The following is a 19422-nucleotide window of genomic DNA, read 5'->3' on the forward strand; positions in this document are numbered from 1 at the left end:
TCTACCTCTACAGCCGGGATACCGGCGAAGTGACGCCCCACACCTTCCACTACCTTGATATCGGCAGTTATCCGGTGAAGGTAGTAGGAAAGAGCGGGTCGAAGACGATCGAAGACGTCATAGTCTCGCCACATGTGACCACCGAATGCCATGCCGACCTCTCAGGGGACTGAAAAACCCCGGTATCCACTTTTTTGCCGGAATAGAACGCAGGGGATATGACCTCTGATGGGAGGAATTCTACAGATCCGCGTGCACCGAAACCCTATCCTAAGACCGTTTCAGCCGCACGCGAGAATCCTCCGAATATTCGTCGTCTTTCCCGGCGCGCCGACAGGTTCTCCGGGGCCAGGCCGTTCCGACAGGATGATTTACCCTGATTACCAACCTGATATTCGGCCCTGCCATTCCTCCGTTCACTTCCAGGTTGGATGCAGGGCCAACCCCTGGTTCCAGAAGACCGGATATTTTCTCACTGTTCTCGTGCGGAACTTGCTGCGCATCGATTCCAAAAATTTCGGGCTCACGCCTCTCTGCAGTTGTATAAAGCAGGAATACAAACGCCGGCAGCAGAGGTTCGCCTGCAGGGGCCCCGTTGAGCGGGTCCAGGCATTCAGTGTAGCTGCACCGGAAACGGAATCACGGAAGCGAGAGTTCCGGTCCCAACCGCAGAATGCTCCTGATCATCTCCACGAACCCTGCCGGATAACCCCATCCAGGAGGTTCGGACGCGGCTTCTCCGCACGAGGTCGTCCTGAAACTCCCCTGCCATGAAGGAGCGCCGCCCCCCCGGTGGGTATACCCGGGTGTGCCTGGAGGGGACCGAGGCGCGTCCGGGAGAGACACGAAGATGCTATCAGAACACGCAACCCTTACCTGACTGCCGTGTTTCGAACAGTACCAGGACTGATCCCGATGCCGGCTGAGATAGAGAGGAGAAACTTACGTATGGCTTGCTCCTGCCTGTAGCAGCACGGGCGTAGCAGCCCGACGGGTATTATAGAAACAATTTATTTTAGCACTTAGTGTTAAATGAAAAGATTTTTGTTATACTGAGATCATCCACTGCTTACCGGGAGGCAGGACACTCCCGGAACTACAAACAACCTGGAAGTGAACAATGAAGACAGACATACAGCGCATGCTGGCATGCATGCTGGTACTGACGGTGGTGTGCGCATTTACACCACCGGTGTCGGCGGATCCGTACCTGGGCGGAGACCCTCTCGTCACCGGGAACGGGACGAGCGGCACGGTCTCCGGCGGCCTCTGGTTCGACGCGTACCCCGGGTTCGACTACGCACATACGGCCCCGATCGTGAAAAACTTCACCCTCCCGTGCAGTTCCGGGAACGTCGCCTGGGCACGGCTCTATGTAGATACCTACATAGGGAACATGCAAGCGAATTACCCCCTGAACACGACCGTGGAGTTCGACGGCGGGTCGGGATACGAGACACTTGATACCGAGATCGTGAACACAACCTACACCTTCCCGCGGGGCAGCGGTGAGGACGGGACAATCTGGATCAACGACCACTGCAACCGGGTGACGAGCGACTGCCTGATGTGGTATGACGTGACCGCTGACATCAACTCATCGAGTGTTTCGGCACGGGTGCAGACTCACAAGCCGGATGGCACCCAGCCGTTCGACGGCCGGGTGAAGATGATCACGCTGGTAGTGGCATATAACGACGGAGATTTTGACCAGATCCACTACTGGGTGAACCAGGGCCACGACACCGACTCCTACGTTGCCGATGATGAAGGATACTCCTACATTGGAGAGACTGACTTCAGCACATCGGGGATCACGGCTGTCGATGCGAACCTCACGGCCATCTACCTGGCGAGTTACAACGGGAACTACGCCTTTAACGGCAACGCCCTGCCCTGGAGCAACCCGCAGCAGGGATCGTACTTAGGATACCAGAGTTGGAATGTCACCGACTACATCACCGGCGGAGACAGTACGATGACGTTTGACCGGAACTCCACCGACTCCGGCTCGTACAGCGGCTACTTCAAGATCCCCCTCGCCCTGCTGACAGTGGAGGAGGAGGAGTGAGCGCGCACCTCCGCGACGACGATGTCGTGACAGAACACCTGTTCCGGATTGAGGCAAAAGACGCGAAATCGGCGGTCGACCCGGAAGGCTGACCGCCACACCCTTTTTTTCGGCCGCGCAGAGGACCGGCGGACTGCCGGCTCTCACACCCCCGGCGGGATCTGACCATAGGCCGGACGGTTCGCCTTTGCGTGGCACGAATATCAAAAATACGTACCTAAATTAATACATTTTTTATTAAAGTGATGATCCAGTATGAACGATCTCAATTTATATATTACTAAATACTATCTTCCGATCGTCCAATTTGACTATCGGCGCCCTCTCCGATCGCCGGGGAGGGGCGCCAGTGCTGCCGGGCGAGATGAAACGATGAAGAAGGAGCTTGATAGAAAATGCAACGAAGATTGCTGATTGTTTGTATCGCTGCACTGCTGTGCATGACCACGCTCGCCGCGCCCATAGCGGCGGCAACGACCACCGAGACGTTCCAGGCGGACGCCGATGCGTATATTCGATGGGGCTCTCTCCCAGGAAATACGAGTTATGGTGATTCCACGAGTCTTTTTGTTCGGCAATCCGGCGATCCCTGGGGTACCTCGGGTGGAACACTCTACAGGAGCCTTATTCACTTCGACCTCTCTTCGATTCCCGAGGGAGCGACGATCGAATCGGCGACACTCTATGGTTATATGACCGCCAGGAAGGGTGATAGGGAGGTCGCCGCGTACCGCGTGACCGAAGCATGGAACGAGTCCAATGTCACCTGGTGCAATGGACCCTCCAACGATACGCAGCCGACCGACGTAATTGACCCTGGTTCAGCAGCGAATGTCTGGATTGCGTGGAACGTCACACAGGATTTACAGGCATATGCGGAAGATACCCCAAATTATGGATGGAAACTTGCTTCTCCCGACGAATCAGTTACCTCCACGGAACAGAGGGTTCAACTGGCAAGTCGTGACTCTTCCGACGCCACACTACGCCCCTACCTGAACGTAACCTACTCCACCGGCGGCGCCGCGCCTGTCCTGACGACCATCGAGGTCTCCCCCGCGACGGCGAGCCTGGCAGTCGGTAATAAGCAGCAGTTCACAGCCACCGCGAAAGACCAGAACGGCGACGCGATGACCAACGTCGCCTTCACCTGGTCGAGCGGCAACGAGACCGTCGGCACGGTGAACCAGACCGGGTACTTCACCGCCCTTGCGGCAGGGACGACAACCGTCGCCGCCGCTGCGGGGAGCGTGACCGGGACCGCAGAGGTGACGGTGACCCCAGCCACCCAGGTCGACCTCACCATTGCCGGCGTCGTGAACCCGACACCCGGCAGCGCGGTCTTTGCGAGGGAACCAAACCAGGTTCAGATCAGGAGCGTCAAGAACACCGGGACTGATGTCGCGACCGATATCGTGATCGCCCTGTACGCAAGCGACGTCGCCAACGGCACCGTCGCGGTCAATACCACGACCATCGAATCGATCGCGGGCGGCGCCCAGATCGCCATAATCAACATCATCGACCCGACAATCCGCAACCTCCAGGGCGGCACGGTGAGATACACCGCCATCGTCGACCCCGACAACCTCATCGCCGAGACCGATGAGACCAACAACGTAAAGGTCGGTTTCGCCGATAAGAAGATCCTCTACAACGGCTACAAGGGCAAGATGTACTGGGAGGGCGGCAGCAACGTCACGACGGTGCGGACCTACGACCTTCGCGGCGACATCATCCACTCCTTCGGCAACAGCCAGTACATGTCCGGCAGTTTCGGCAGCGAGGGCTGGACAAACTACACCGTGACCTGGACGGCGGGCGACCTCCCGCTCCCGGCGGGCGCGACGGTTCACGACGCCTGGCTCTACGTGCCCTACTGCTGGGACAACACCTACTCGGCGCCCGACAACACCTCGATCGACTTCAACGGTGTCCGGGTCCCCTACGTGAACTGGTACAGCGATGTCTCGAACTTCGGGGCGTATGCCGACCATTACTACGGCCTGCTCACCTACAACGTGACCGACCTCTACCAGACGGACGTCAACAACACAGTTCTCTTCGCACGGACGGACACCAACGCCAAGATCTCGCCGGCCGGGTTTACCCTCGCCGTGATCTACGAGGACTCTTCCGCCACCAGGAAGCAGATCTTCGTCAACGAAGAGTTCGATCTCCTCGGCGCCGACCAGGGTAACTATGGCACGAGCATGGCCGAGGCGACGGCGTATGTGCCGTTCTCCGGCGCGACCATCGATACGGGGAGCGTCGTCCGTGCGAACCTGACGACGTTCGTCCCGTGGGGCAACGACGCCGAAGGCAACCTATTCTTCAATGGAGAGCAGATCGGAACAGGAGTATGGAACTACGGCCCGCGGGCAGTCGGCGCCTCCGACAACCCGCAGGTGGCCGTCGACGAGCGCGAGGTGACGGCGTACCTGAACGCGACCGGGAACGAAGCGGCGATTCAGGGAGACAATACCTGGAAATCACCGTGTATGGTTGCGGCACAGACCTTCCTCGTGGTGGAGTATGGAGGCGGATCCGGCGGTGACACCCCGGTTGCAAACTTCGCAGCGAACGTGACCATCGGCGTAGCGCCGCTCTCCGTCACCTTCACCGATGCCTCGACCAACACCCCCACCGCATGGTCATGGGAGTCGCGGCCGTCCGGAACAGGTGATAACTGGACTGAATTCTCCACCAACCGGAACGCAACATACGACTTTGCAGCGGGAGCCTACGACATCCGGCTCACCGCGACCAACGCCGACGGAAGCGACACCGTAACAGAGACCCAGTATATCTCGTCCTCCGCAGGGGCGAAACGCCTCGCCACGGTTCAGAACGGCACGGTCTCCGGCGATCTCTACGTGGGAGCGTACGGAGGATGGAGCTCCGGGACCTCGTATACGACGAACACGCTCAACCAGACGTTCACTCTCCCGGCCTACACCGACGTCCAGTGGGCGCGGCTGTATACGGTCGTATACGCTGCAGGTACGGATAACCGGACGGGAACCGCGACCGTCAGGTTCGACGGCAACGGCGACGGCACATACGATACGCTCGGCACCGAGGCCCTCGCCACCGCCGGGGACAACACAGCCAATGTCTACCCGGTCAACGATCATGTGAACCGCCAGTATTCGGATTACCTGCTCTGGTACGACGTGACCGATCTCGTCGGTTCGCAGAGCCCGAAAGCAGAGGTCGTCTCAACCCCGGTGGCATCGAACTTCGATGGCCGCATCAAAGAGGTCGTCCTCGTGGTTGCTTACAATGATGGCGACAGCGATGTGGTACACTACTGGGTGAATGACGGACACGATTACCAGGCGAATGGCGCCGGCGGGGTTACCTCAACCTTTGCCACCGGCGGACTTGCCGCCGGCTGGACGGATGCTACCCTCCAGAACGTCATGCTCTCTTCCAAAGACGCCCTGTACACGTTCAACGGCGCTGCCTATACGGGTGGGACCCCATCTGGTTACTTTGGAACGAACAACTGGGACGTCAAGAACGACCTGACCGCCGGCAACGACAGCAGTTTCACGTACGTACCGAACGGTGGATCGTACAAGACCACGCTTGCAACACTTGCCGTAAAATACACGACCTCCGGCGGGGACGCCCCCGATCTCGCGGTCAGCACCCTCGCTTCTAACAACGGTGAAGTCTTCTCCGCAGCCGAGAACATCTACACCGCGAAGATCACGAACATCGGCACCGCCGATGCCGGCGCGTTCGCGGTCGAATTCAACGCCAGTAGCGCAACCGGCACGGTCGCGGTCGACGGCCTCGCCGCGGGCGCAAACACCACCGTCACCTGGACCGACGAGACCATCCGCAACGCCGGCGATGCCGTGACGATCACCGCCGTCGCCGATCCCGACGGTCTCATCGGCGAATCGAACGAAGAGAACAACCTGCTCAGCATCGAGAAGACCGTCGTCCACAACGGCTACCGCGGCAAGCGCTGGACCGACGGCGAAGACATCGCCACCGCGAAAACCTACGACGTTCGCGGCGACCTCCTCTGGTCGGCCGGTGACGGCGCCTACCTCTCCGCCGGCACCAACTGGGCCGACTACACCGTCAACTGGACCGCCAGCGATCTCACAGTCCCCGAAGGCGCCACGATCGCCGGCGCCCGGCTCTACGTCCCCTACACCTACGACAAGGGCCCGGTCTTCCCGGAGAACGTCGCCCTGACCTTTAACGGCGCAGCGGTCGAGCAGGCCGCTTTCTACGAAGACGAGAAGAGATGGGGCACCTCGTATCCCTACGGCATGACCGTCTACAACGTCACCGACGCCTTCAGCCCTGAGGGCAACACCGCCGTCCTCGCAAACACCTTCCCCGGCGGCGGGAACGTCTCGGTCCGCGGGATGCTCCTCGCGGTCGTCTATGACGACGGCGTCACCGCCCCGCATACGGTGCTGATGAACGAGGGCTTCGACCTCCTCTACGGCGGCGCAAGCCAGAGCACCACCCCCAAAGAGGCGACGGCGTATGCGCCGTTCACCCTCGACCCCGCGAACGCCACAGGCGCCCGCCTGGTCACCGTCGCCCCCGGCGCCGGGCCGAACGAGGGTGAACTGATCTTTAATGACGAGACCTGGACGAACGCCTGGAACTACACGGGAACGAGCCAGATCGGCGTCGACGAGCGCAATGTGACCTCGCTCCTCGCCGGCGAGAACGTCGCGGCGTTCCAGAGCAGCGCCGACTACATGGAGGCTGCCGCAGCCTTCCTGATAGTCGAGTATGCCCCCGAACCCGGCAGCATCCTCGTCACCTCGACGCCGACCGGCGCCGCGGTCTGGCTCGACGGTGAGGAGACCGGGGAAGTCACCGACTGCACCCTCACGAACGTCCCGGCCGGCGACCATGTCGTCACCGTGAAACTCGACGGCTACGCCGACGCCTCGATGCCGGTCACGGTCGCCACCGGCGAGACCGCAGAGGTCGACCTCGAACTGACCACCCTGACCGGGAGCCTCACCGTGACCTCGACGCCCGAGGGCGCTGCGATCCTCATCGACGGCGCTGATACCGGCGAAGTCACCAACGCAACCCTCGACGGGATCGCCGTCGGCACCCACACCGTCACCCTGAAGAAGGACGGCTACGCCGACACCACGGCTGATGTCACCGTCGCGTATAACGAGACCGCAGCCCTCCACCGGGACCTCGTCGAGGCCCGCGGCAGCATCACCGTCGCCTCGACGCCCACGGGTGCGGCGATCTGGCTCGACGGCATCGACACCGGCATGACGACCAACGCCATCCTGGAGAACGTCGCGGCCGGCGAGCACACCGTCACCGTGAAGAAGGCTGGTTACGCCGACGCCTCAATGATCGTGACGGTCGTCGATGACGGAACCGCCGTGGCCCACTTCACCCTGACCGAGCCAGCCGGGATCATCGCCGTCACCTCGTCGCCCGACGGCGCCCGGATCGTCCTCGACGGCGCGGAGACCGGGGAAACCACCAACGCCACGCTGACGAACGTCCCGGTCGGCACCCACACCGTCCGGGTGAGCCTTGACGGCTACCTGGACGCAGAGGAGACCGTGACCGTCGCCTCGGGAGAGATCGCTGCCGTTCACGTCGACCTCGACGCGTCGGCGATCACCCTCCAGCCCGGCTGGAACTTCGTCTCGACGCCGAAGCGGCTCGCCGCCGGCCAGGACACCATCGCGATCTTCGATGGCGTGGAGACCGACGGGCGCCCGGTGCTGTATTACAACGGGACTGACCAGTGGGAGGCGATGAGTCGGGAGGAGGCGTTCCGGCCGCTTGACGGGATCTGGATCTACGCGAACGGCACCTACGAGATCCCTCTGGCCTTCGCCGCCGCTTCGAACTCCCCGCCGACCACAAAATACCTCGATGAGGGGTGGAACGCGATCGGGTTCACCGACACGGTCCCCGCACCCGCGGCCATCGCGCTCCGGACGGCCGAGCCGGCCTGGGCGACCCTCTTCGGCTGGAAGACGAACGAACAGGCCTACGACGTCTCGTTCATCCGCGGCGATACCGGCCGGCACAGCGAGATGCGGGAGCTCTCCCCCTTCCGGGGCTACTGGCTCTACATGAACGACGCGGATACCCTCGCCGCCATCGGGGCGTGACGATGAAATTCCAGCATGGAATGACCCTGATCCTCCTCCTGGCCCTCGCGACCGGGGTCTCGGCGACGGAGACTTCCCCCCCCACGTTCCCTCACGATTTCTGGGGCAGTGTGACGACCGACGGTGCCCCGGCACCCGCCGGGACCACTATCACTGCCACGATCGGGGAGACGACATACGGTTCGATCGTGACGACGAAAGCCGGGGAGTACGGCAGTTCCAGTCGGCATGAGGGAGGTCGCCTGGTGGTCAGTGCGACCGACGGCCATGCCGGGGAGACGATCACCTTCCTGGTCAACGGGCGGGCGGCGCGGGAGACGGCACCCTTCACACCGGACAGCACTACCTGCCTGGACCTCTCCGTTGCCGGGGGGAGCACGCCCACGCCCGGCAACGGCGGTAACGGCGGCGGCGGTGGAGGGTCGCAGGGGTCAACATCGACCCCCGCCCCGACCCAGTCCGCACCGGTGACGTCCGTCGGGCAGGCATCCCTCCCCCTCTCGGAGACCGGCGAAGTCAGCGCACCGGTGACGGTCAGGACCGGCGACGGTGCCGGCTCGCTGACTGTCGGCGAGGGGACGCGTGCCCGCGACAAAGACGGAAACCCGCTCGGCGAAGTGACCATAGCGCGCGCCGACGCCGCCGGGCTGCCACCGGCCCCCGGGGGGACGACAATCGGGTTTGCCCTCACCTGCGGACCGGCCGGCGCCACCTTCGACCCGCCGGCCACCCTCACCTACACACTCTCTGAGGAAGAGTGGGGGAGGAACGGCGACCCCGCCACCCTGCGGGTGATGTGGTACAACCCCGGGACCGGCGCTTGGCAGGAGGTCCCCGCAACCGTGGACCCGGCAACCCGGACCGTGACGGCGCGGGTCTCGCACTTCAGTCTCTTCGCCCTGACGTGGGCCGACGCACCCCCGGCGAAGGCGACCGCCGCACCGGCCGCCGCGACTCCCGGCGGTGAAACCCCGTCCGGACCCGGTTCGCAGCAGCCCAAAGACGGCGAAATTCCGTGGGTGCTCATCGCGGTCGGGGGCCTGGTCGCCGCCGGAAGTCTGGCGGCGGGATGGTACTTCCTCCGGAAGCGGTAACCCCGCACCCTCTTCTTCTTCGCCCCGGGAACGATCCCGGGGAATCTTTCAGGAACGTGGACCGAGGAGCCCCCCGGCTTAAGCCGAGGGAGGAATCGGCCTCACCATGTTCCCACACGCTTTCACGGCCCAACGAACGGTGGATGCTGCTCGCCACGATGGAGCGGTACAATGCAGCCTGCAACGCCGCCTCGCCGGTTGCCTTTTTCTGAGCGGCAGTTTTCCAGCATCGGTTTGCAGAAGCGGCTGTATCGCCAGATCAACAAGGCGCTCGCCCCCACCAACGGTGTCCGGGCCGGGTCCTGCGGCCCTTATTCGGTATCCCCTGACGGTGTGTCGAGTTCGGCAAGAATTGCCTGCACTCGTGGTTCGAGGGCCGTGACCTCGTTCTGGAGAATATTCCAGACGATCCTCCAGTCGACCTCAAAATAAGCATGAATCAACTTGTCCCGTGAACCGGCAATCAGCCGCCAGGGAATCTCCGGGTATTGTTCTTTCAGGGGTTCGGAGATGTTCTTCGTCGCTTCCCCGATGATCTCGATGGAGCGGACGATTGCACGTTGCCGCACCGGATCCGCAAGCAGCCTCTCATACGTCAGTTCCCTGCCGACTTCACGGAGAAATGCAATCTCGTCCGCGATGTGCCGAAGAAAGAGATCGTCACGCCTCACACCAGACGACCTCCTTCTCGATATACGATCGGAGATGTCGGCTGAGCCCCTGCTCGGTGACGAGGTCCACCCGGCGGCAAAAGAGGTCCTCAAGGTAGAACGCGAGTTCCATGAAGTTCCGGAACGTCGTCTGTCCGGGTGCAAACTCGACCAGCACATCCACATCGCTCTCGGGCCGGTCTTCGCCGCGGGCGGTCGATCCGAAGAGGCCGATCTTCGCCACGCCGAACCGCTCCCGGAGCAGCGGGAGTGCTTCTTCCAGCCTGTCAACGAAGATGCTCTTCTTCTCCCGGCGGACCTGAGCTTCCATACGGGTTCTGCTCCCTCCTGATCGTACCTGGGAGCGAGGAGATGATGAAGATTGCCCTACGGGGGCAGGAGATGAGTATCGGGACTTCTTTCTTGATTTGATCGTCTGACGCACGCTGTTCTTGCATTGTCAGCGGAGAGCTCGTTCCAGTGGGTAACATATAGTTCTTCACCCGGCAGTACAGATGGGGTTCAACAAATCCGTATAATGAAGTACTGAGACCGATTCCGGGAAAGCCTCCGAACGGCCCGGAGGCTTCCCCCGGCACCCCCCGGGCATGGTAACCCCGCACCCCCTCATAACACAACCATCACCAGCGCAACCGTGACCACCTTCGCGGCCATGCTTGCCGCGTACGTGACCAGCGCAATTTTGACGCCGAGCCGGCCGAAGAGCGAGAGGTAGAGCGGCACAGAGTACTTGACGTAGATCATGGTGATGACCACCATGCTTCCGAGGACGAGCGTGACGAGCGCCGTCTCGAGCGTGAGGATACCCCCATCCAGCAGGGATGCAACGATCGCGTAGCCCGCCGAAAAATGGACGAACTGGGCTACGAGCGCCGCAGCGCTCTCGCCGGGGAGACCGATGGCCCGGAGGAGGGGGTCGAACGCGGCGGCGACGCCATCCATAACGCCCGTCGCGGTGAGGAGAGAAAAAACGAGCAGCGCGGCCAGGGTGACGGGCACGACCCGCCGGAGCGTCGGGACCGCCCTCCTGCACCCGGCAAGGACGACCTCCCGGGTGAGCGCAAGAGCGGCCGTGGGTGCGGGAGGGACCGGGGCCGGCGCGCGCCCGGGGGCGGCGAGGAACCGGCGACTGTAGAGGAGGGCAAAAAGTGCCTGCATGCCGCTCGATAAGAGATTCAGCCCGGTGTAGATCCCCCCGACAACGGGGCCGAGGAGGATCAGGGCTGCTGGGAGCTGGACGCGGAAGAGCGACTCCCCGAGCACCACCGGGAAGGAGCCCATGATGAGCACCGGGATCACCTCCCGCTCCGTCACCTTCCCGTCGCGGTAGTACTCGGCAAGCATCGACTTTCCCGCCGTGGCGTTGACCCCCATCGCGACGACAGAAAGGACACACGCATCGGAGAGGCCGGAAACCCTGCAGAACGGCCCGGTGAACGACGAAAGCCGGGCAAAGATCCCGGTCTCGGCAAGGATGTTCGCAAGGACGATCCCGACCGTGACCAGCAGGACGGCGTTCACCGCAGAGGTGATCACCAGCATGGCAAATCCTGCCTTCCCCTATCCCTGCCATTCATTCCCAATACTCCCGGATGCACCAAAGGTAATACGATATATTATAAAATAAATCATAAGTATTACCATCTGTGACTGTCGATACGCATCACGGGCGCGACGGACAGAGCACCACAACGTGCCCAAGGAACATGTCTTCCCCCGAAAACAGCCGGGGTCGCTCTCCTGACCCCGTGACCGGTTCGGGTCATCGTCCCACCACCGTTGAGGGAGCCTCTGAGAAGTCGGGGTCGCATGCCCGGCCGAAATTACCGGAATGCCACGAATTTCACGTAGGATGGTGTACGCATATTTATACATCAGAAATGCAAACACTGAACTCGATCAGTTTTTTGGGGCGGCCACGGTACCTGGCCCCTCATGGCAATAACCTGCCGGATTGTGGAAGATGCCTGATATGAACCTGAAGGGCTGGATAGAACGTGACGGAGTGCGCCTCACCCCCGCCGATGTAGAGCAGATGCTCGAAGCGGGACCCAACGCGCTCAATGGGTGCGGCGGCGAGTTCCTGCTCGACTGGGACGACTGCATCGCCCGCGACGCCCTCGGCATCATGCCCGGCCCGGTCCCGCCGGGAACCGTATGCTGCGGCGGGCGCGAGGTCGCCCGGGTAGCCCCCGACCCGCCGCCCTGCACGCTTGAGGAGGCGATCGTCACCGCGGTCGATCTCCGACGCGACGAGGGGGTGGTAGCGTTTTCCGGCGGCGTCGACTCGGCCCTCATCGCCGCCCTCGCCCGCCTCCCCTGTGTGACGGTAGGGATCGAAGGGTCGCACGACATCGCGTGGGCGGCGAAGGCCGCCCGGATGATGGGGCTTGACCTTGAGATCGTCTCACCGACCGGGGACGAGGTTGCGGAGGCCCTTCGCCGGGTGGTCCGGGTGATCCCCGATCCGACAAACCCCCTCGAGGTCTCGATCGCAACGACCCTCTTCTTCGCCGCCGCATGGGCGGGAGAGCACGGCCATACCCGGATCCTCGCCGGGCAGGGGGCGGACGAACTCTTCGGCGGCTACGCCCGCTATCTCTCCTCACCGGACCTCGCGGCGGAACTCGAACGGGACATCGTGGACCTCGGCCGCCAGGGAGCACGGGACCAGGCCGTGGCGGCACTGCATGCGGCGTACTTCTCAATGCCCTACCGCGATGTCAGGGTGGTGCGCGCTGCGCAGGCGATCCCGGCTGCGGAGAGGGTGCGCGCCGGGGTGCGAAAATACCCGCTGCGGGAGGTCGCAGAACGGCACATCCCGGCCGAGATTGCCCGGGCCGAGAAGAAAGCGATGCAGTACGGGAGCGGAATCTGGCGGATGATACAGCGACTCGCACGGACAAACGGTTATAAAAAGTCGGTACAAGGGTACTTAACGGAGATCAGTAGGGCGGAACATGATTACTGAGAGCGATATTGAACGTATAGCAGAACTTGCGGATATCGGCATATCAAAAGATGAGGTGCCGGAGTTCACCACCCAGTTCAACGCAATCCTCGACTACTTCGAGGTTCTCGACGCTGTGGAGGGCGAGAGCGCCCCGGTCGTCGGGATCACGAACGTCTTCCGGGAGGACGAGCCCCGGCCCTGCCTCACGCAGGAGGCGGCCATCGGAAACGCGGGGTCAATCGAGAACGGGTTCATCAAGGCGCCGAGGGTGATGTGAGTGGCGGGAACCCTGCACTTCTCGCCTGACGACCGGTGCAACGCGTTCATCACCACCTGTAAAGAAGCGCCGTTTTCCGACGGCACGCTCGCCGGCGTCGCCGTCGCGGTCAAGGACAACATATCGACGGCAGGGATACAGACCACCTGCGGGTCGAGGATCCTCAAGGGCTACGTCCCGCCCTACGACGCCCACGTCGTAGGACTCCTCAGGCAGGCGGGGGCCGCCATTGTCGGCAAGACCAATATGGACGAGTTCGGCATGGGCTCCACCACCGAGACGAGCGCCTTCGGCCCCACCAGGAACCCGGCGGACCCGTCAAGGGTTCCCGGCGGATCGTCCGGCGGGAGCGCGGCCGCCATCGCCGCGGGCCTCGTCCCGATGGCGCTCGGCACCGATACCGGCGGCTCGATCCGGTGCCCGGCAGCGTTCTGCGGAATCGTAGGTCTCAAGCCCACCTACGGCCGGGTCTCCCGCTACGGCCTCATCGCTTACGCAAACTCCCTCGAGCAGATCGGGCCGATGGCACGGACGGTGGAGGACGTATCGAGGCTGATGTCGGTGATCGCGAAGTACGACCCCCGCGACTCGACGATGCTCGATCGCCCGTACGATCACCGCCCCTCGGCCGATATCGCCGGCCTCCGGGTCGGGGTGCCGGAAGAGTACTTCGGCGAGGGTGTTGACCCCCGCGTCGCGGAGACGGTCCAGAACGCCATCGGTGTCCTCGAGGGGCTCGGGGCCAGCACGGTGCCGGTGAGCATCCCCGGCATGCGCTACGCCCTTGCCGCTTATTACGTCATCTGCACGAGCGAAGCCTCCTCGAACCTCGCCCGGTTCGACGGTGTCCGCTACGGCCCGGCGGTCGACACGAGGAAGTCCTGGCACGAGGCCTACCAGGACCTCCGGCAGGAGTTGTTCGGGCCTGAGGTCCGGCGCCGGATCATGCTCGGCACGTTCGCTCTCTCGGCGGGCTACGCCGGCAGGTACTACGCGAAGGCTCAGGTGGCCCGCCGCAACATCAGCCAGGACTTCGAACGGGCCCTCCGCGAGGTTGATATCATCGCCGGACCGACGATGCCGACGGTCGCCTTCCGCCTCGGCGAGAAGACCGACCCGCTCTCGATGTATCTCTCCGACATCCTCACGGTGCCGGCGAACCTCGCCGGGATCCCGGCGATATCGGTCCCATGCGGCAGGGTGGACAGCCTCCCCGTGGGGCTCCAGTTGATGGGTAGGCAGTTTGAAGACGAGCGCGTCGTCGATGTTGCCTATGCCTACGAGCAGGAGGTGAAGGCATGAAGACGATCGTCGGCCTTGAGATCCACGTCCAGCTCGCGACGGCGACGAAGCTCTTCTGCGGGTGCTCGACAGACTACCGGGACGACGAACCCAACACCCACTGCTGTCCCATCTGCCTCGGCCTGCCCGGAGCGCTCCCGCGCCTGAACAGGAAGGCGGTCGAGTACGGCCTCCGGGTGGCAAAAGCCCTCGATATGAAGGTTCCAGAAGAGTCGGAGTTCGCCCGGAAGAACTACTTCTATCCCGACCTCCCGAAGGCCTACCAGGTTACCCAGTACGACAAACCGCTCGCGATCGAGGGGACCGTCGAGATCGAGGACGACGAGGGGCACGAGAAGCTCGTCCGGATCACCCGGGTTCACCTCGAGGAGGACCCCGGAAGACTTGTTCACGTCGCCGGCGGCGCGAAGTACTCGCTCGTCGACTATAATCGGTCGGGGATACCTCTCCTTGAGATCGTCACCGAACCGGATATGCGGTCCCCGCAGGAAGCCCGCCGGTTCCTCAACAAACTCAGGACGATCCTCGAGTACCTGGGGGTCTTTGACGGTGACCGGGAGGGGTCTCTCCGTGTTGACGCGAACATATCGCTCGAGGGCTCCGAGCGGGTCGAGGTCAAGAACATCTCCTCCTACAAGGGCGTCGAGAAGGCCCTCACCTTCGAGGTGACCCGGCAGAAGAACCTGCTCCGGCGCGGGCAGAAGGTGACGAGAGAGACCCGGCACTTCATGGAAGGGCGGGGGATCACCACCTCCGCCCGCAGCAAGGAGGAGGAGCACGACTACCGCTACTTCCCGGAGCCCGACCTGCGGCCGCTCCGTGTTGCGGGATGGGTCGCAGAGATCGATCTCCCCGAACTGCCCGTCGCCCGGAAGAACCGGTTCATGGCGCAGTATGGCATATCGCTCAACCATGCCCGGACCCTGACCGGCGACCCGAAACTTGCCGACTTCTATGAAGAGGTCGCTCACATCGACCCGGTCCTCGCCGCCACCTGGGTGGCCGACACCCTCCTTGGGGAGCTCAACTACCGCGACATGAGCATCGCCGCCGTCCCGGCCGACCGTATCGCAGAACTCCTCGCGCTTCTGCGATCGGAGACCGTCACTGATGCGGCCGGCACCCAGGTACTGCGAGAGATGCTCGATGCCTGTGCAGCCGGGAGCCCCTGCGAGCGGCCCGCCGATATCGTGGAGCGCGCAGGGCTCAGCAAGGCCACAGGAGGCGAGTTCACCGCGATCGTGCAGAAGATAGTCGCCGCAAACCCGCAGGCGGTCGAAGATTACCGGATCGGCAAGAAGGGAGCCCTGAACTTCCTCGTCGGGCAGGTGATGAAGGAGACCCGGGGCAGGGCGGACCCGCGGGAACTCGGGAAGATCGTATCCGAAATTATCGAGACAGGCGGGGTGTAATCCGCAGTGCATCTGATCATCGCAGAGAAGAATATATCAGCAAACCGGATAGCGCAGATCCTCGCCGGCAGCGAGAAGGTGAAGGCAACAAAAGATGGAAACGTATCCACCTACTCTTTTGACACCAGGACAGTGGTAGGTCTCAAAGGGCACGTGGTGGAGGTGGACTTCGAGCCCGGCTACACGAACTGGCGAAGTGAGGTCCACACCCCGCGAAGCCTCATCGACGCCGGCACCGTCAAGAAGCCAACAGAGAAGAAGATCGTCAATATCATACAGAAACTCTCCAAGAAGGCCGACCTCGTCACCATCGCCACGGATTACGATACCGAAGGAGAACTGATCGGGAAGGAGGCCTACGAACTCGTCCGTGCGGTGAACCCCAGCGTCAGGATCAACCGGGCCAGGTTCTCGGCGATCACCCCCGCTGAGATCCGTTCGGCCTTCGAGAACCTGACCGACCTCGACTTCGCGCTCGCGGCTGCCGGTGAGGCCCGCCAGACGGTCGACCTGATGTGGGGAGCGGCGCTGACCCGGTTTATCAGCCTCGCGGCTCGCCGGGGCGGCAAGAACATCCTCTCCGTCGGCCGGGTCCAGAGCCCGACGCTCGCCATGATCGTCGAGCGGGAGCGCGAGATTGAGAACTTCGTTCCCCAGACCTACTGGATGCTCTCGCTTACGACCGAGAAAGACGGTATGCCGGTTGAGGCGCGGCATACCGCCGGGCGGTTCACCGACCACGAGGCGGCCCTCGCCGCAAAGAAGGGGACAAAGGAGCCGCTCGTCGTCACGGACGTCAAAGAGGGGCAGAAGACCGACCGGGCGCCGACGCCGTTCGATACCACGACCTTCATCGTCGCGGCGGCCCGCCTGGGCCTCTCGGCAGCGAACGCGATGCGGATCGCCGAAGACCTCTACATGAACGGGTACATCTCCTACCCGAGGACCGACAACACGGTCTACCCGAAGTCCCTGAACCTGAACGGCATCCTCGAGACGCTTCGGGGAGGGGTCTTCGATGCGGACGTCGCCTGGGTGCAGCAGCACCGGCGATCGGTCCCGACCCGGGGCAAGAAGGAGAGCACCGACCACCCGCCGATCCACCCGACGGGAGCAGCGACCCGCGAGGCCCTCGGCCAGGACCGGTGGAAGGTCTACGAACTCGTCGTCCGGCGGTTCCTCGCGACCCTCTCTCCCGACGCGACCTGGACGACGACGAAGTGTCTCTTCGACGCGTCGGGCGAGCCTTACACCGCGACGGGCGGCAGGCTCCTCTCGGTAGGATGGCGCCGGATCTACCCCTACTCGGAGGCGAAGGAGAACATCCTCCCGGCCTTCGTCCCGGGCGAACTGCTGCCGATCAAGGACGTGAACCTCGAAGAGAAGCAGACGCAGCCGCCGGCGCGCTTCTCCCAGAGCCGGCTCATCCAGGTGATGGAAGAACTCGGTCTCGGCACGAAGAGCACCCGGCACGAGGTGATCGGGAAACTCATCTCCCGCCGCTACGTGGAAGGGAACCCGCTCCGCCCGACGCTCGTCGGAAGAGCCGTCATAGACGCGCTCGATAACCACGCGGAGACGATCACGGAACCCGAGATGACCCGGACGCTTGAAGAGCATATGCAACTCATCAAGCAGCGCGAGCGTTCCCGAGACGACGTCGTCACGGAGTCTCGTGAGATGCTCCATAAGGTCTTTGACAAGCTTGAAGCCCACGAGAAGGAGATCGGCGAGGAGATCATGGAGCAGACCGCAGAGGAGCATACCGTCGGCCCCTGCCCCGTCTGCGGCCACGACCTCCGGATCCGGCACCTCGGCGTCTCCCAGTTCATCGGGTGCACCGGCTACCCCGAATGCCGGTTCAACATCAGCCTGCCCGGCAGCACCTGGGGCAAGGCGATCCGGATCGAGGAGACCTGCGAGAAGCACAACCTCGCCCATGTTCGCCTTATCCGGAAGGGCTCTCGGCCGTGGGATATAGGCTGCCCGCTCTGCAGCCACATCGCCTCGAACGTCGAGGCGCTCCGGATGATGCCCTCGATGACCGACGACCTGATGCAGCGGCTGCACGCGCACCACATCTACACCGTCTCCGAGATCGCCGGCATGCAGCCCGGAGACTTCGTCAACGCCACCGGCGTCAGGACAAACGAGGCCGAGCAAGTGATAAAGGAGGCAGAAGCCGCCCTCGAGGTCCTCCGGCGCCGCTCAGAACTCCGGAAATTCGTCAGGAAGGTTGTCCCCCCGAGGAAGGGCCGGAGTCATGCGAAGATCATCAAAAGTTTCCTCGAACAGGGGATCGGGGATATCCGCGCGCTCTCGCAGGCGGAGCCTGCGGCCCTGAAGAAGGCCGGCATCGGCGATGCGGTGGCAACGGAACTTCTTGCGGCAGCCCGTGGGCTCTGCAACGAGCGCGCCCTCCGTGAGGCCGGGGTCCCCGCGGTCAGCCTGAAGAAGTACCAGACCGGCGGCGTAGCAACCCCCGACGACTTCTGCTATCTTCCTATCCCCTACCTCTCAAGCAAAACCGGCATTAATCCGGAGACCGTACATAAACATGTGGATATGGTCTGCAGGCACCTCGGCCGCCCCACCCCTGCGAAGGTCACCAAAGCAGCGCTCGAACGCGGGCGAAAAGAACTTCTGGAGATCCCCGGCCTCGGGGAGGCGACCGTTGAGAGGCTCTACCTTGCAGGCATATACGACGCGGCGACGCTTCGCGAAGCGGATCCAGAGAAGGTCTCCTCGATCACCGGCATCCCAAAGGCCAGACTCCACGACTATATCGGCTATCTGAAGTGACACCATGCACGCGAACTGGAAGACCTGGGCACACGTGACGAAACTGGACCCCGACAAACACCTCCCACCGGAACTCGTCGAAGAGATCGTGACGAGCGGGACCGATGCCCTGATGCTCTCGGGCACACTGAACGTGACACAGGAGAACCTCCGTGAACTCCTGGATCTGGTCTCCGCCTACGGGCTGCCGCTGGTCGTGGAGCCGGCAAGCCCCGACTGCGCCATATTTGACGGAGCAGTCGACCACCTCTTCGTACCGAGCGTGATGAACACCAACGACGTCCGCTGGATCGTCGGGAAGCACTACGCGTGGCTCCGGCACGCGAGCAGTGTCGACTGGGAGATGGTAGTGCCCGAAGCCTACATCGTCCTCAACCCGAACTCCGCAGTCGGGCGGGTGACAGGGGCGAACTGCGCTCTTTCAGGCGAGGATGTGGCTGCGTTTGTGGAAGTGGCGGACCGTTATTTCCGGTTCCCGATCGTCTATATCGAGTACAGCGGGACCTACGGGGATCCCGCGATCGTGCAGGCGGCGTCTGACGCGGTCGAGCACGCCACCCTCTACTACGGCGGCGGGATCCGCTCGACGGAGCAGGCGGCGGAGATGGGGCGCATCGCCGACACGATCGTCGTGGGCAATGCGGTCTACGAGGAAGGGATCGATGTGCTCCGGGCGACGGTCCGGGCGGTACAGTAG

Annotated in this window: 12 protein-coding genes; 9 read left to right on the plus strand and 3 right to left on the minus strand. The window is 63.0% G+C overall.

Going from position 1 to position 19422, the window contains the following annotated elements; genetic code table 11:
- Positions 1–1120 precede the first annotated feature (1120 nt).
- From PLN84_RS07030 to PLN84_RS07040, 3 genes are all read left to right on the plus strand, one after another.
- Positions 1121–2071 (plus strand): DUF3344 domain-containing protein, encoded by a 951-nt coding sequence (locus PLN84_RS07030; RefSeq protein WP_292385016.1) that lies wholly within the window; start codon positions 1121–1123, stop codon positions 2069–2071.
- 440 nt (positions 2072–2511) lie between these two features.
- Entirely contained in the window at positions 2512–8214 is a 5703-nt protein-coding gene (locus PLN84_RS07035; protein WP_300033120.1) for a DUF3344 domain-containing protein, read from the plus strand.
- Between the two features lie 2 nt (positions 8215–8216).
- Complete coding sequence (locus tag PLN84_RS07040) at positions 8217–9308, plus strand: hypothetical protein (protein WP_292385020.1); 1092 nt, start codon at positions 8217–8219, stop codon at positions 9306–9308.
- Positions 9309–9619: 311 nt separating this feature from the next.
- On the opposite strand, the gene PLN84_RS07045 is transcribed toward PLN84_RS07040, so the two are convergent.
- From PLN84_RS07045 to PLN84_RS07055, 3 genes are all read right to left on the minus strand, one after another.
- On the minus strand, positions 9620–9979 hold the full coding sequence (locus tag PLN84_RS07045; RefSeq protein WP_292385022.1) for a DUF86 domain-containing protein: 360 nt from the start codon (positions 9977–9979) through the stop codon (positions 9620–9622).
- A complete protein-coding gene (locus tag PLN84_RS07050; protein WP_292385023.1) occupies positions 9969–10289 on the minus strand; it encodes a nucleotidyltransferase family protein in 321 nt (106 codons plus the stop codon). Before PLN84_RS07050 ends, PLN84_RS07045 begins: the two co-directional genes overlap by 11 nt.
- 296 nt (positions 10290–10585) lie before the next feature.
- Entirely contained in the window at positions 10586–11521 is a 936-nt protein-coding gene (locus tag PLN84_RS07055) for a nucleoside recognition domain-containing protein (protein WP_292385025.1), read from the minus strand.
- Between the two features lie 421 nt (positions 11522–11942).
- Between PLN84_RS07055 and PLN84_RS07060 the strand changes: the two genes are divergently transcribed.
- From PLN84_RS07060 to PLN84_RS07085, 6 genes are read left to right on the plus strand one after another with little or no spacing between them, the layout of a single operon-like run.
- The gene (locus PLN84_RS07060) at positions 11943–12950 is read left to right on the plus strand and encodes an asparagine synthase C-terminal domain-containing protein (RefSeq protein ID WP_292385027.1); all 1008 of its coding nucleotides are present in this window, start codon (positions 11943–11945) and stop codon (positions 12948–12950) included.
- A complete protein-coding gene (gene gatC, locus PLN84_RS07065) occupies positions 12940–13209 on the plus strand; it encodes an Asp-tRNA(Asn)/Glu-tRNA(Gln) amidotransferase subunit GatC (protein WP_292385029.1) in 270 nt (89 codons plus the stop codon). Before PLN84_RS07060 ends, gatC begins: the two co-directional genes overlap by 11 nt.
- Positions 13210–14511, plus strand: coding sequence for an Asp-tRNA(Asn)/Glu-tRNA(Gln) amidotransferase subunit GatA (gatA, locus tag PLN84_RS07070; protein WP_292385031.1), 1302 nt, complete (start codon positions 13210–13212; stop codon positions 14509–14511).
- A complete protein-coding gene (gatB, locus tag PLN84_RS07075) occupies positions 14508–15923 on the plus strand; it encodes an Asp-tRNA(Asn)/Glu-tRNA(Gln) amidotransferase subunit GatB (protein ID WP_292385033.1) in 1416 nt (471 codons plus the stop codon). Before gatA ends, gatB begins: the two co-directional genes overlap by 4 nt.
- A gap of 6 nt (positions 15924–15929) precedes the next feature.
- Entirely contained in the window at positions 15930–18725 is a 2796-nt protein-coding gene (locus PLN84_RS07080) for a DNA topoisomerase I (RefSeq protein ID WP_348531983.1), read from the plus strand.
- Positions 18726–18729: 4 nt separating this feature from the next.
- The gene (locus PLN84_RS07085) at positions 18730–19422 is read left to right on the plus strand and encodes a phosphoglycerol geranylgeranyltransferase (protein ID WP_292385037.1); all 693 of its coding nucleotides are present in this window, start codon (positions 18730–18732) and stop codon (positions 19420–19422) included.

It is taken from the genome of Methanoculleus sp. (assembly GCF_035363275.1).
Classification (GTDB): Archaea; Halobacteriota; Methanomicrobia; order Methanomicrobiales; family Methanoculleaceae; genus Methanoculleus.

What these genes read in the sequence shown, in the direction of transcription:
- PLN84_RS07055 (WP_292385025.1), bottom strand. Translation starts at nt 11,521, where the DNA reads ATGCTGGTGATCACCTCTGCGGTGAACGCCGTCCTGCTGGTCACGGTC.
- PLN84_RS07050 (WP_292385023.1), bottom strand. Translation starts at nt 10,289, where the DNA reads ATGGAAGCTCAGGTCCGCCGGGAGAAGAAGAGCATCTTCGTTGACAGG.
- PLN84_RS07030 (WP_292385016.1), top strand. Translation starts at nt 1,121, where the DNA reads ATGAAGACAGACATACAGCGCATGCTGGCATGCATGCTGGTACTGACG.
- gatC (WP_292385029.1), top strand. Translation starts at nt 12,940, where the DNA reads ATGATTACTGAGAGCGATATTGAACGTATAGCAGAACTTGCGGATATC.
- PLN84_RS07035 (WP_300033120.1), top strand. Translation starts at nt 2,512, where the DNA reads ATGACCACGCTCGCCGCGCCCATAGCGGCGGCAACGACCACCGAGACG.
- PLN84_RS07040 (WP_292385020.1), top strand. Translation starts at nt 8,217, where the DNA reads ATGAAATTCCAGCATGGAATGACCCTGATCCTCCTCCTGGCCCTCGCG.
- PLN84_RS07085 (WP_292385037.1), top strand. Translation starts at nt 18,730, where the DNA reads ATGCACGCGAACTGGAAGACCTGGGCACACGTGACGAAACTGGACCCC.
- gatB (WP_292385033.1), top strand. Translation starts at nt 14,508, where the DNA reads ATGAAGACGATCGTCGGCCTTGAGATCCACGTCCAGCTCGCGACGGCG.
- PLN84_RS07060 (WP_292385027.1), top strand. Translation starts at nt 11,943, where the DNA reads ATGCCTGATATGAACCTGAAGGGCTGGATAGAACGTGACGGAGTGCGC.